The sequence below is a fragment of the Phaeovulum sp. W22_SRMD_FR3 genome (assembly GCF_052113705.1).
GTDB lineage: Bacteria > Pseudomonadota > Alphaproteobacteria > Rhodobacterales > Rhodobacteraceae > JBGQOG01.
In genome coordinates this window covers 1-13,962 of the sequence record NZ_JBGQOG010000002.1, presented here as the reverse complement: position 1 = coordinate 13,962, position 13,962 = coordinate 1, and the positions used below count along the sequence as shown (strand labels likewise).

Annotated in this window: 10 protein-coding genes; 5 read left to right on the top strand and 5 right to left on the bottom strand. The window is 64.2% G+C overall.

Annotation, left to right across the window (positions count from 1 at the left end; translation table 11 throughout):
- Positions 1-245: 245 nt before the first annotated feature.
- Positions 246-1,187, top strand: coding sequence for a glycosyltransferase (locus ACEN2S_RS02320; RefSeq protein WP_441861876.1), 942 nt, complete (start codon positions 246-248; stop codon positions 1,185-1,187).
- A gap of 9 nt (positions 1,188-1,196) precedes the next feature.
- Here ACEN2S_RS02320 and ACEN2S_RS02315 read toward each other — a convergent pair whose 3' ends face one another.
- Positions 1,197-2,312 (bottom strand): polysaccharide biosynthesis/export family protein, encoded by a 1,116-nt coding sequence (locus tag ACEN2S_RS02315; RefSeq protein ID WP_441861873.1) that lies wholly within the window; start codon positions 2,310-2,312, stop codon positions 1,197-1,199.
- 208 nt (positions 2,313-2,520) lie between these two features.
- Here ACEN2S_RS02315 and ACEN2S_RS02310 point away from each other — a divergent pair, with 208 nt between their 5' ends.
- On the top strand, positions 2,521-2,943 hold the full coding sequence (locus tag ACEN2S_RS02310; RefSeq protein ID WP_441861871.1) for a hypothetical protein: 423 nt from the start codon (positions 2,521-2,523) through the stop codon (positions 2,941-2,943).
- A 51-nt stretch (positions 2,944-2,994) separates the two neighbouring features.
- The gene (locus ACEN2S_RS02305; protein WP_441861868.1) at positions 2,995-5,403 is read left to right on the top strand and encodes a M10 family metallopeptidase C-terminal domain-containing protein; all 2,409 of its coding nucleotides are present in this window, start codon (positions 2,995-2,997) and stop codon (positions 5,401-5,403) included.
- A gap of 12 nt (positions 5,404-5,415) precedes the next feature.
- Here ACEN2S_RS02305 and ACEN2S_RS02300 read toward each other — a convergent pair whose 3' ends face one another.
- Together ACEN2S_RS02300 and ACEN2S_RS02295 are read right to left on the bottom strand one after the other, a co-directional pair.
- Positions 5,416-7,884 carry a glycosyltransferase gene (locus tag ACEN2S_RS02300; protein WP_441861866.1) on the bottom strand — a complete coding sequence of 823 codons (2,469 nt, stop codon included), beginning with the start codon at positions 7,882-7,884 and terminating at the stop codon, positions 5,416-5,418.
- Positions 7,885-7,890: 6 nt separating this feature from the next.
- A complete protein-coding gene (locus ACEN2S_RS02295; RefSeq protein WP_441861864.1) occupies positions 7,891-8,706 on the bottom strand; it encodes an ABC transporter permease in 816 nt (271 codons plus the stop codon).
- 616 nt (positions 8,707-9,322) lie between these two features.
- On the opposite strand from ACEN2S_RS02295, the gene ACEN2S_RS02290 reads away from it, so the two are divergent.
- Together ACEN2S_RS02290 and ACEN2S_RS02285 are read left to right on the top strand one after the other, a co-directional pair.
- Entirely contained in the window at positions 9,323-10,462 is a 1,140-nt protein-coding gene (locus ACEN2S_RS02290; protein ID WP_441861862.1) for a sugar transporter, read from the top strand.
- A 4-nt stretch (positions 10,463-10,466) separates the two neighbouring features.
- Complete coding sequence (locus ACEN2S_RS02285; RefSeq protein ID WP_441861860.1) at positions 10,467-11,123, top strand: ABC transporter ATP-binding protein; 657 nt, start codon at positions 10,467-10,469, stop codon at positions 11,121-11,123.
- An 11-nt stretch (positions 11,124-11,134) separates the two neighbouring features.
- On the opposite strand, the gene ACEN2S_RS02280 is transcribed toward ACEN2S_RS02285, so the two are convergent.
- Together ACEN2S_RS02280 and ACEN2S_RS02275 are read right to left on the bottom strand one after the other, a co-directional pair.
- Positions 11,135-13,609 carry a calcium-binding protein gene (locus ACEN2S_RS02280; RefSeq protein WP_441861857.1) on the bottom strand — a complete coding sequence of 825 codons (2,475 nt, stop codon included), beginning with the start codon at positions 13,607-13,609 and terminating at the stop codon, positions 11,135-11,137.
- Between the two features lie 173 nt (positions 13,610-13,782).
- Positions 13,783-13,962 (bottom strand): hypothetical protein (locus ACEN2S_RS02275; protein WP_441861854.1); only part of this gene is annotated, 180 nt, incomplete at its 5' end.

Here is a 13,962-nt window from a genome sequence, read left to right as displayed (position 1 = left end):
TGGTGTGGCTCAGAGGGGAACAAGAACCGTCCCCGGGTGATATTCACGGTGACGCTCCGGGAGGGCGGAAGCAGCATCAACTGCGCTGAACGGCGCAGCGCAAACCTGTCTGGCGAGAGGGCCTTCGCGCAGATCCCCGGGGGGCTTGCACGCGCCGGACGCGGTCAACAGGCGGTCCGAGATGCCTCGACAGTGGCGGGTTGCGGCCGCATAGAGGGGCAGGAATGCCAGATGAGCCGGTAGCAATGTCAATGTCCCCCGAGGTTACGATCTTGATGGCCCTGCACAATGCGGGCCCGTATCTGCAGCCGCAGTTGCACAGCATGTTGCAGCAAACCATGACCGGTTGGTCGCTGCTCGTTGGCGATGATGGCGCCACCGATGGCAGCGTCGTGCAGGTCGAGGCGTTCGCCCGGCAAAACCCGCAGCATTCGGTGCAGATCCTCCCCGGGCCGCGGCGGGGGTTTGCGCAAAACTTCCTGGCGCTCCTGCGCGCGGCCGGACCCGATGTGCCCTATGTGGCGCTTGCTGATCATGACGATGTCTGGTTGCCGGAGAAACTGACGCAGGCAGTGGCGCGGATACGGCAGGAGGGCGGCGCGGTGCCGGTGCTCTATTGTGCCCGCACGATGATCTGCGACGCAGCGCTGACGAAGATCGGACCCTCGCCGATCTGGCCTCGCCCGTTCAGTTTTGCCAATGCATTGGTGCAAAATGTCGCTGCGGGCAACACCATCGTGCTGAACCGTCCGGCGCTTGATCTGGTGCAGAAGGCGGCGGCGGCGGCGGATCATGCCGGGATCATCGCCCATGACTGGTGGCTGTATCAGCTGATCATCGGTGCCGGGGGCCGCGTGGTGCGCGATGATCGGCCGGTGCTGCTCTACCGCCAGCACGCGCGCAACCTGATGGGACGCAATGACACGCTCAGGTCGGCGCTGGTGCGCAGCCGCGAAATCCGGCGCGGCGTGTTTCGCGACTGGATCGGCCGGAATATCGCTGCGCTTGCGGCATGTGAGTCCCTGCTCACCCCGGAGAATGCGCGCCTGCTGAGGGAATTTGCCGCGATGCGACAATTGCCGGGGGCATGGGCCCGCGTGCGGGCGCTGCGGCGGTTGGGCCTGTACCGTCAGACGCGTCTGGCCGGACTGGCGGTCTGGCTCGCTGCCTGGCGCGGCCTGCTTTAAGCCTCTGGTTTACAGCCCGTCGAGGCGGTCGGCGACAACCGCCCCCTGCGTGACCAGCCCCATGATCGTGCGCAGACCGTTGACCGGCGATTCCGTTGCGAGCACGAGGTCATTCGGTTCGATCGGGAAGCGCCCGGCGCTGAAGAGCCCGTCCGCCGAGGTCAGATCGAGCGAAAAGATCACCCGATCCCGGTCCGGGCCGCTGGCATCGTTGCGCAGCGCGCTGGCGGGATATTCCCGCAAGATCAGCACGCCCTTCGGATTTCCCCGCTGCGCCTGTACGCCACCGATCAGCGTCACCGCATCCAGCGCCGTGACCTTGTCCTGCGGGAAATAAATCTGCTTTTGCGAGCTGGACGCGCCCAATGCGAGGAAATACCGGTCGTCTTCCGTCACGATCACCTTGTCGCGGCCGCGCAGCACGGTATCGAGCGAAGGGTCGGACATGAGGTCCTTGGCGGAGACGCCATAGATCGCGCCGCTGCGCACGAGGCGCAGTTGCGGGTTGCGCAGGGCGCCGGTGATGCCGCCGCCGGCGCTGAGCAGGCCCAGCACGGTGAAATTCTGATCGGGCAGCGGATAATTGCCGGCGCGCGCCACGCCCCCCACCAGATCCACGGTGTTCTGCCGCCCCTGTTTCACCGTCAGCTGCACCTGCGGCGAGGTCAGCACGCCGGTCAGCTTTTGCTGCAGGGAATCGCGCGCCGCCTCCGGGCTTTGGCCGCTGACCCGCACGGATCCGAGATAGGGCAGAAAGATCTTGCCCGTGTTGTCGACGATGATTTCATTCATCTCGACGGATTTTTGCGCGCCCGAGGTCAACAACGGATTGTCGGCGTTTTCCCAGATCACCAGATTGAGCGTGTCGCCCGCGGCGATGATCGGGCTCATGCCGCCCCGGCCACTGCGGGGCCAGCTGCGGTATTCCACGCTCTGCGCCCGCGGCCAGAGGCTGACCTTGGCCACATTCTCCCGCGTCACCGGCACCACACGGAAGTCGGCATTTGCCGAATTGGCGGACCGGAGGATTTCACTTTCCATGGCAGCGCCCCGCGGCAGCGAGCAGCCCACCAGGAACAACACGGCAAACAGGGGCAAAACACGGCGGGCGCGAAGTCTTTTCATTACCGATCCAAGTTCCTAGTGGCCCAGCCGGAAGGCGCGGACAGCCATACCCCGCAAGATAACGGGATGATGGGGCAGGTCAATGTTCTTGGTCTTCGGGTAGCAGGGGAGGCCCGCTGCGTCGAGAGGTTTCCCGCCCCTCGCAAACTTGATCTGCAACTTTCTGCCCGTTAATGCTACCCTGCGGCCGAGATCAGAGGATAGACGGATGCGGCATATGCTGGTGGCACTTTGGAGTATGGCGGTGGCATCTCAGGCCGCGGCGGGGGGCACTGCGGATGCCACCGTGCCCTGGCAATGCGCGCCGCGCCCGGCGGCCGCACAGGCGGGTGCCGCGGCAGATCTGTGCCGCGATGTTGCGCAGGCAATCAGCGCACGCTACGGCGTCCGCATGATGCCGCTGGCGCCCGATGCCGCGCTGACGGAAGGGGCGGTCGGGCTGGAAATCCTGACCTTGGCCGATCATCATATTTCCGCCAGATTGCTCTGGCATCAGGGGGGCACGACGGTTTTGGGCCCGGTGCTGGATTTGTCGGTGACAGACGCCGCCTCGATGCCGGCAGCGGTGCTGCGAAATTACGCGGGCAGCCTTGTCACGGCGGCGAATTTCGCACTGACTGCGGCGCACTAGCTGACGACACTGACGTGACTGTTGATTTTTTGAAAGGCCTCTCTTTTGTGTGTGATTTGCCAAGCTCTGCGCCCTTACGATCCTGATTGTGCCCTGGAGGCGGCAACGGGACCGGGCGTTGCCTCCGCTGCCTATTCCGAAGCGAGTGATGCGGCGGCCTCCGTCGCGACCCTCTACAGCATGGGCGTCGGCGACAGCTTTTCCGGCACGCTCAGCAGCGCGGGCGACCGCGACTGGGTGCGGGTTTCGTTGGTGGCGGGGCAGAGCTACACGATCAGCCTGACGGGGGCGGGCGCGACGCCGGTCAGCGATACCTATCTGCGGCTCTATGACAGCGCGGGCAACCAGATCGGCTATGATGACGATGGTGGGGTCGGCCTCAATTCCATGCTGACCTATACGGCGGGCGTGACGGGGACATATTACGTCGAGGCCGCGGCCTATGCGGACAGCCGCACCGGAGGCTACACGCTCGGCCTGGCCGCGGGTGCGACGGGTGTGCCGATCTACACCGCCCAGCAAATCGCCGACCAGCTGACCACCGGCTATTGGCAAAACAGCGGGCAATCCGTCCGGTCCTATGACATCGCGGCCGGAGATGTGCTGACCGTTGACCTCTCGGGCCTGAGTGCCGCGGGGCGTGAGCATGCGCAATGGGCACTGGAAGCCTGGACCACATTGACCGGCATCCGCTTCAACACCGCGCCCGCCGGGGGCGCCAGTATCGACATCACCATCGATGATGATGACAGCGGCGCCTATGCCGCCTCCACCACGTCGGGGACGCGTGTTGTCAGCTCCTTCGTCAATGTCGACAGCAACTGGCTTGTTTCGCAGGGCAGCGGATTCAACAGCTATTCGATGCAGACCTACATGCACGAGATCGGTCATGCTCTGGGCTTGGGTCATGCGGGCAATTACAACGGCTTTGCCAATTATGGCATCGACAATGACTATCTGAACGACAGCTGGCAGGCGACGGTCATGTCGTATTTCGACCAGAGCGACAACACCTATGTCAACGCCAGCTATGCCTATATCGCCACACCTATGATCTCGGATCTGCTGGCCATGCGCGATCTTTACGGCAGCAGCGGCACCTTGCGCACCGGCAATACGGTTTACGGTGACAACAGCACTGCGGGCGGGACCTACTCCCGGCTGAGCACCATGCGCGCGGCGGGAACGCTGGGGGATGAAATGGCCTGGACCATCGTCGATGACGGTGGATATGACACGCTGGATCTGCGGTCGAGCGGTGCGGCGCAAACGGTGCGCCTGGCGCAGGGCGGCATCTCGGATGTCTATGGCCTCGTCGGCAATCTCTCCATCGCCTTCGGCACTTTGATCGAGCGCGTCTATACCGGCGCGGGCGATGACCGGATTTTCGGTAATGGCGTTGATAACCGCTTGTTCGCGGGCAATGGCAACGACAGTTTGGCCGGACGCGACGGCAATGACTCGCTCTATGGCGAAGCCGGGAACGATACGCTGGCAGGGGATGGCGGCAATGACATGCTGTCGGGCGGTAGTGGCAATGACCTGCTGACCGACTCCAGCGGCCTCAACAGCCTCTATGGCGGCACCGGTGACGACACGATCCAAGGGGGCACCCAGGCCGATCTGATCGTCGGCGGCGGTTCGGGCACCAACCGGCTGTACGGCAACAACGGCAATGACAACATCACCGCGGGCACCGGGGGGGATTTCATCGCCGGGGGCAATGGTCTGGACCGCATCACCGGCGGCAGGGGCAATGACACGATCTATGCCGGGGCGGGCGATGACATTGTCGGTGCCGGAAACGGCAATGACATTGTCTACGGGCAGGCCGGGAACAACCGCGTTTGGCTGGGGAACGGTCAGGACAGTTTCGTCGGTGGAGCCGGGAATGAGACGATCAACGGCACCGGCACGGGCCGCAACACGATCAGCGGCAATGCGGGCAATGACCTGATCCAGGCGGGCAGCAGCGGTGACTGGATGTCGGGTGGTGCGGGCAATGACACGATCTACGGCGGGGCCGGACGCGACACCATCTGGGGCGGTGGTGGCAATGATCTGCTGTCGGGTGGCTTGAACAACGATGAAATCCACGCGGTTGCCGGGAACAACACCATCTATGGTGGCGGCGGCGACGACCAGATCTGGGCGGGCACCGGCGCAGATGTCATGACCGGCAGCGTGGGGGCTGACAGTTTCATTTTTGCGACCGGTACCGTCGGGCTGGGCAGTCTGCGCGATACGATCACCGATTTCACCTCGGGCGTCGACCATATCGACCTGCAGGGGCTGGGCGTGACCAATTTTATCGATGCGGCCGGTTTCCACGGCACCGCTGGCGAAATGCGCTACGATGGTGGCCTGTTGAGCGTGGATCAGGACGGTGATGGCGCGGCCGATTTCGCCATCCTGCTCAGCGCAGCGCCCGGGTTGACCTCTGCCGATTTCATTTTGTGAACGCGGCGGCGCTCAGGAGAAATCTTTGCGCAGGCGGGCGATGACCGCCGCCGCCTGCGCCGCCGGATCCTGGTGCAGGGCGATCACATGATCGCCCTGACCGGCGGCACGCAACGCCTCGGCCTGCGCGCCCAGATCCAGGCAATAGACCGGCAGGCCCGTCGCGAGGGCTTCATGCGTCGTGTAGGAAAAGGTCTCGGGCCAGATGGAGGGGATCAGCCAGCCCTGCACCCGATACCGACGCGTCAGAACGGGCACATCCGCGATCGTGTAAGGGCCATGCACCTTCAGGCCCGGTGCGCGCGGTGCGGCGGGATCGAAATCGCCAATGACCACGAGCGACAGGCCTTCCGTGTCACGGGACAACTGCCGCTGCATTTCCGCAATCAGGGCGCTGCCTTTCTGGCTGTTCAGGTTCCCCAGAACGGCGATCACCGGCGGCGTGCCCCTGACAGGCTCGATCATAGGCACGGGGTGGTGCAACTGATGCGGGGTGACGCAGAGCTTGGCCAGGTGCTGCGGCCAGGCTGTCAGGACATGCTGGCGGCTGTCTTGTGAAAAAACGGTCAGGCGGTCGGCGCGATCGGCCAATGCCCCCCAGGCCGCCCGCCATTCCGACAGCGGCACCTCAGTGCCGTCCGCCCGCCGGAACTGATGTGCGGGATTGCGGTCCTCCGGACCCGGCACTCCGTGAAAGCGCTGATCTGCCGAGAGCAGGGTGAAGGAGGGCGAGAGCGGCAGGAAGTCGTGGAAGAGGATTTCCAGCTGATCGCTGTCACGTATGAGGCGCAAAAGATGCGCGGGAACCGAGACCGGATCCCGGTCCGCCACGGCGCAGGCATAGAGGATATGGCGGTGGCGCAGCGGCGCCAGCAGTGCCTCGATCAGCGCGAAAGACTCGGTCTCGCCGCGGGTGACGCCCTGCGCGCAATGCAGTTCCAGCCGCCAGCGCAGCCGCCCGCCCACGCGCAGCACCACCGCCGCGCCGCCGCGCGCAATATCCTGCGCGATGCGCCGTGTCTGATACATCTCAACCCCGCCGCCCATGGCGTGGCACAGATAGATCGGCAGCGGCCCGCCATCGCGCGCGCGCCACTCCTGCGCCGCCCATGCCAGCCCCAGCGCCAGACGGGGCGAGGCCAGCGGATCCTCGGCCAGAAACTGCTGCACGGCCGAGTCAAAGCCCGGGTGCCGCTGGGCGATGAGCGCTGCATGCCCGGCGATCAGCTTTTGCTTTTTCACCGATCCGAACGAGGCCCCGCCCCGATGCTCGACAAAGACATTGCCCAAGCCCAGATGGCGCCCGCCAAGCGCGATGACCTGCTGACACCAGTCAACCTCTTCGCCGTAGCCCGGGTGAAAGGCCATGTCGAACTGCGGCACCCGGCGCAGCCAGTCGGCACTCATCGCCATGCAAAAGCCGACGCCGGTGGGGACGGTGGCCGATGCGGCTGCGGGCGACAGGTTGCGGGCGTGCCGGTCGATCGCGTCGCCCATCCCCGGGCGCAGCGGCAGGCCCTGACAGATCACCGGCGCGGTGAAGATCTCGGCCTCGTTCGACATCGGGGTGACCGAGGCGATCTGCGGATCCGACATCAGCGGGGCGATCATCCGGCTGGCGTAGCCCTCGGGCAACATCGCATCGGCATTGATCAGAAGCACCGGACCACCCCGTGTTGCCGCCAATGCCAGTCCCCGGTTGGCGCTGGCCACAAAGCCGAGGTTCTCGGCATTCTCGATCAGCGTCACGGCACCGGGACGCTCCACCGCGCGTGCGGCCACCCAATCGCGCAAATAGGGCAGCACCTGCGGGTCGGGCGATGCATCCTCGATCAGGATCAGATGCCAGGGCAGATCGCTATTGCGGGCAAAGCGGTCCAGCACTTCGGGCAACAGATCAAACCCGTTGTAGACCGGAATGACCGCCGTGACCTCCGGGCGCGGGGCGGGGACTGCCGTCTGGGGCAGGTCAAAGAGCGCCTCCTGCAGCGCACCCGTGGCGGGCTGCACCCACAGGCCCAATGCCGCGCGAATGTCGGCACGCAGGGCCGGATCGCGGGTTTGCCGCCAGCGCCAGATCAGCGGCAAAGCGGTAATCAGCCGCCGGAGCAATTGCGCCACCAGCTTGGCCTCGGCCCAACGGCGCGCGGCGGCCGCCGGGGCGCGCAGCGGCACAATCTCGGGCGGGTGGCCCGGCTCTTCGAACTGCACAGACAGCGCGCCGGGGCCCTGCGGCAGATCCAGCGCAAAACCGGTGCCCGGTGCCGCGCTCCCGGGCCGTTGTGACACGGTGTCCGTGCCGCAGTGCAGGCTGACGAGCGGGGCGGTGCTGACACCCTCAACATGCAGGCGGTTGCCGATCATCGCATATCGGGTGACCTGCCCCCTGCGGGCGGCCCCAGATGCGGGCAATGGCCCATTGATCCGCAGATTTTGCGCGCGAAAGCGCTGATACAGGCGGGTCACACGGTACAGGATCATCCGGTGTCAGCTTTCCAGCAATTGCCGATGATGACGCCAGAGCAGCAGCATGCCCATCGTCAGACAGCCCAGCGACAGCGCGGTGACATAGGTTACGCTCACATAGCTGGCATCATAGGTGGCATAGATGCCCTGCCGCATCATGCCGACCACATGGATCAGCGGATTGTACCAGATGATGTCCTGGCCCATGGCGGGAATGTCGTCGTAGATGAAGAAAATACCCGAGATGATGAACAGGGGCCGCGTCGCGATCTGCCAACTGCGCTCCCAGATCGGGAAGGCGGTCATCAGATAGCAGTTCAGCGTGCCAATGCCGATCCCGAGAATGGAGGCCATATAGAGGCTGACCAGAATGGCGCCGAAATGGATCTGCACCGGCACATCCATCAACAGGATGATGCCGGTAAACACCAGATAGGCCACCATCAGATGCGTCAGGACATTCAGCAAAAAGCGCGCGGCCAGCGCATCGACGAAAGTGACCGCCGGATAGGCCAGCAACGGCCGCGAGAAGTTGATCGATGTCGCCATCTTGTTGGCGACATCGTTGAACATCATGAAAGGCAGGTAGCCCGTCGCGTAAAACAGCGGAAAGCTCGTGCCAATCGAAGGGGCGCTGAAGGCCAGTGAAAAGATGATCGACAACAGGGCCAGCGCCAGAACCGGATCAAGAATAGCCCAGAGATAGCCCCCGGGGGAACGCCCATAACTCGTTGCCATCTCACGCAATACCAGCGCAAAGATCGTGCGCGACGAGCGGAAGCGACGGGCCCGCAACGTATCCTTTTCCAGAGCCTCGAGGATCGGTGGCGCCTGCATCGTCGCATCTCCATGAACGTGACTGGAACTAGCACGCCAGATCATGCAATAAAACACCCGGCAGCGGATTTCCACGTTTCCGCATTCTGGAGTGAGAACACCTGTGACAGATGCCCCGAAATCCGCCGGACGTGCCGGTGGTTCCGCCCCTCTTCATGCGATCGACACTGCCGGGACCCCAGCACCACGGGCCACCACCGCGTCAGAGGCAACAGGCGCGAGCGGACCTGCGGCACAGCAACCGGCGTCGGCGGCAACGGGCACAGCCCAATCGGCGGCCGCGCCTGTGCGGGCAGCGGGGCAGACTGCCGAGCAGACTGCGGGGCAGAGCGCTGGTAAGGCGGCAGCCCCCGGCGGCGGTGCCGGGCAAAAAGCGGCTGGGGCGCAGGGCGGCGCACCGGCTGGCGCACAACGCGCACAAGGCGGTGCGCAGGGCGCAGCGGCAGGCGGGGCAGCGCGTGGTGCCGGGCCCGGCGCAGCACGTCAGCCGGGCACAGGGCCCGCCGCGGCCTCGCGGGCACAGGCCCCCGGTGCACAAGCGGGTGCAAAAGCGGGCGGCGCAGGTGCTGCTGCGGCTGGCGGACAGCGGGCCAATCCCGCGCCGGTTGCGCCCAAAGTGATCGAGACCCGGCCCGTCGCCGGACCCGCGAAGATTGAGCGTCGTCACCGCGGGCTGGCGCTGAGCTTTCTGGCGGTGGTGTTGGTGCCGAGCTTTCTCTGTCTGGCCTATCTGTGGATTTTCGCCCGCGATCAATATGCGTCCACCGTCGCCTTCTCGATCCGCAAAGAGCAATACCAAAGCTCGCTGGATCTCCTGGGGGGGATTTCCAAGCTCTCCGGTGCCTCCAGTTCGGATGCGGATGTACTTTATGAGTTTATCCGCAGTCAGGAACTGGTTGAGCGGATCAATCGGAAACTGGATCTTGTGACGCTCTATTCCAAGGCATGGCCGCAGGACCCGGTCTTCGCCTACAACCCCAGCGGCACGATCGAGGATCTGCAAAAGCAGTGGGAGCATTCGGTCAAGATCACCTATGACACCTCGTCCGGGCTGATCAGCTTGCAGGTGCTGGCCTTCGATCCGGAGGATGCGCAGAACATTGCGGCGGCGATCCTCGAGGAAAGCACCCAGATGATCAACGATCTGTCCAACGAGGCGCGCGAGGATGCCACCCGCTATGCCCGGGAAGAGATGGATCGGTCGGTCGAGCGGCTGAAACAGGCGCGCGGCGATGTCACCGAATTCCGTCTGCGCAATCAGCTGGTGGATCCGCAGGCCGATCTGCAGGGACAGATGGGGGTGTTGAACACGCTGCAAGAGCAGCTGGCCGCCAGCCTGATCGAACTGGACCTGCTCATCGCCTCGGCGCGCGCCGATGACCCGCGGATCACCCAGGCGCAGCGGCGGATTGATGTGATCGAAAGCCGCATCACGCAAGAGCGCCAGAAGTTTGGCAAAGGCGGGCAGGGTCCCGGCGGGGAAGACTATGTTACCCTGATGGCGGAATATGAACGGCTGAGCGTCGACCGGCAGTTTGCCGAGGAATCCTATCGGGCGGCGCTGGCGGGCTATGATGGGGCACTGGCTGAGGCGCAGCGCAAATCGCGGTATCTGGCGGCGCATATCCAGCCAACGCGGGCCGAGCGTTCGGAATTCCCGCAACGCTGGACGCTGGGCGGCATGGCATTTTTCTTTTTGCTGATGGCATGGTCGATCGGCGTGCTGATCTATTACAGCGTGCGCGACAGGCGGTGATCGCATGATCCGACTGGAGAATCTGACGAAAACCTTCCGGGTGCAGGGGCAGGTGAAAACGGTGGCGGATGGCATCAATGCCGTCTTGCCCGCCGGGGTTTCCATCGGGCTTCTGGGGCGCAACGGTGCGGGAAAATCCACCCTTTTGCGGATGATTGCGGGCACCATGAACCCCAGTTCGGGCCGCGTGGTCTCGGACGGCTCGATTTCCTGGCCGGTTGGCTTTGCCGGCAGTTTTCACCCGGATCTGTCGGGCGCGCAAAACACCCGCTTCATCGCGCGGATCTATGGGGTGGATACCGATGCGCTGGTCGCGTTTGTCGAGGATTTCGCCGAACTTGGCCCGCATTTTCACCTGCCGTTCCGCACCTATTCCTCGGGGATGCGCTCACGGCTGGCTTTTGGGTGCAGCATGGGCATTCGTTTTGACACCTATCTGGTGGATGAGGTGACGAGCGTCGGCGACGCCGCTTTCAAGGAAAAAAGCGAGGCGGTGTTCCACCATCGGATGAAAAGCAGCGGCGCCATTGTCGTGTCGCATTCGATGCCGATGATGCGGCGGCTCTGCACCATCGGCATGGTGCTTGAGGAGGGGCAGTTGCACATGCATGACAACATTGACAGCGCCATTGCCCATCACATGGACATCATGCACGCCTGAAGGGTGCCGCCCTATCCCAGGATGAGATCGGCGGCGCTGAGTTGGGCAAGGCCCGTCATATCGACCACGAAGTCGGGGATGCCGTCGCCATCGACGTCGCCAATCAGCAGATTGGCGGCAAAGCGCAGCTCTCCCTCGGTGTGGTGAAAGCTCTGCCCCCCGATATAGGTCATGTGCAGTGCCGACAGGTCCAGCCGGTCGATGCCGGGTTGAAAATCGGTGATCATGTCGCGGTCTGAGCCGATGCCCGCGCGGGCGGCAGAGGTGAAGACGAAACAATCCGCGCCCGCACTGCCCGTCATCACGTCATGTCCGGGTCCTGCCACCAGGGTGTCATCACCCGCGCCCCCGTAGATGCGGCTGCTGCCCGGCCCGCCGTAGATCACGTCATTGCCGTTGCCGCCGCTTGCGAAATCAGCGCCCGCCCCAAGGTAGATCACATCATTCCCGTCGGCCCCGTAGCAGCTGTCATTGCCGTCGCCCGCCGAGAAAAAGTCATTGCCGCCGCTGCCGTAGAGCCGGTCATTGCCGTCGTTTCCATAAAGCCGGTCATTGCCACCGCCCCCGGCCAGAACATCATCGCCCGACGCACCATAGAGCGTATCCGCGCCCGCATAGCCGTACAGCCTGTCATTCCCGTCGTTGCCGTTCAGAAAGTCAGCCCCGATGTCGCCGTAAAGGCTGTCATTGCCACTGCCGCCGATCAGCGACGCATATCCTCCGCCGCCCCCGTGCAGCTGATCATCACCCCCGCCCCCGATCAGCGTGTCATTGCCCGCGCCGCCCCACAGCTTGTCGCTTCCCTCGCCGCCATCAATCCAGTCATTCCCGTTTCCGCCCCCGATCACATCGTCACCATAGCCACCGCGCAAGGTGTCATTGCCGCCATAGCCCAGGATCGTGCCATAGGCGGTGGTGAAGGCCAGCGCCTCGGCATTTGCGGTGCCGGTCAGCATTTCCGCCGCCGACGGTGGCGCGTAATGCGCCAGGGTGATCAGCGAATCCGTGGTGAACAGTGCCGGGCTCAGGCTCATGCCGCTGTCCGAGATCAGGTTGATCAAGGTCTGTCCGAATTGCAGCATCGCCCCCTGCGCGGTCATCGTCACCTGCAATTGCGCGACAGTGTAGAGCATCGGAAACAGGCTCAGGTCCAGGCGGTCAATGCCCGGCTGGAAATCCATCACCGTTGTGACATGGCCATTGGCCTGCAACGCAAAGATATCGGCCCCGTCACCGCCCCAGATTTGCAGGTCGCCCAGAGCGGTGGCGCAAGCGATCAGAATATCCTCGCCGGCCCCGCCCGACAAAAGGGAGGTGCCGGCGCCCGCCATCAACATGTCATTCTGGCCGCTGCCGGTGATCTGCGCCGCATTGCTCCAACGGGTGATGCCAAGATCGCCGACCTCAAGATCAAACTGGCTGATGCCCGTTTCGGTGCCGCTGGCGGCAAAAACCTGCACGCGGCCATCGGTTTCGGCAGCCGCCAGGGCACTGACATGCGCCAGACTCAGCGCGGCGTCGTCCACCAGTGTCTGCAGATGCAGCAGGTGTCCATCCGGGAGCAGGGTGAACAGGCTCAGCCCGTCATCCCCGCCTCCCGCCACCACAAAGACGCGGTCGTCGAGGGTGACCGTGGCGACATCGGTCAGATGCTGAAACCGGGTCGTCAGCCCGTCGATCACATGATCCTGCGGCACCAGAACCCCCTGTGGGGTCACCCGAAAAACGGTCAGCGAAGAGCTGCCCGCCCCCGCCACCACCGCATAGGTCAGGCCCAGCATCTCTGCTGTCGCCACCGCGGTCGGGGCGTCAAAACCGATGCCGCTGCTTTGGCTGCCGATCTGAGAGGCCAGCGCCAGCTGACCATCGGCCGAAAGCCGGTAGCTTTCAATCCGGTTGCCCGCCTCAGACACCCCCAGAATCAGCGTTTGGCCCGCAATTTCGGTCACATGCAGTTCCGTCAGCGGCGCGCCCGGCCCGGCGCTGTTCGCCGAAGAGAGCAGCCGCAGCGCCATATCGCTTCCCGGCGCATAGACCTGCAGTCCGGCCTGCCCTGCCCGGGACGCGACGACATAGTCGACCCCGCCCACCGAGGCGGCGGCCACGGCTTCCAGATCGCTGGGGGGGAGGGCGCCGCTGACAAATTTGGCGCGGCTGCCGAAGCTGCCGTCATCTTGCAAAACATAGGCGCCGCAATAGCCTTGCGCGACGCCGCTGGGCAAAATCACATCCTTGCCACCGATGTGCAGGATCTCAAGCCGGGGTGTCGACTGATAGAGGACGCCGCTGCCGTAGAGTTGCTGATCCAGCGCCGCCGCCGCCCCTGTCTGCTGCAGGGAAAAGGCCGCCAGACCGCCGCTTCGGGCATGCGAGGTGGCAAAAAGCTGTACACCATCGCCGATCCGACCAATTTCGAGATCCGTGATCCCGGACATAAATTCCACGCCGCCGCTTTGCAGCGTCGTGACATGGCGTAACCCAGCCATCCCCTTACCCTTCAACAATGCACCAATTTCACCGCCATCAGGTCTAGCGAAAAGTGGTTAAGGCGGTGCGCAGGGCGGTCGGGAACTTCTCTCGAATTGAGAGTTTTATGGTGAGGATTTGCTAAGCAAGCCCGCGGCTGTTTTGTGCTTTCTAAGCCGTTTTTCTGCTGTTTTCAGAGCTGCTCACAGGCCTGATCGACGGCATTTTGCATGTCTTTTGAATAGGTTTTGCTGTCGACGAAAGGGGGTGTTCTGGCGGCGTCGCGCAGGGCTTCGGCGAGGGCGCGGCGGGCGTCGGGGTCGGCGGCGAGGGCTTGGGCCCGGGCGATATAGGCCTCGGGGCTGTTGACCAG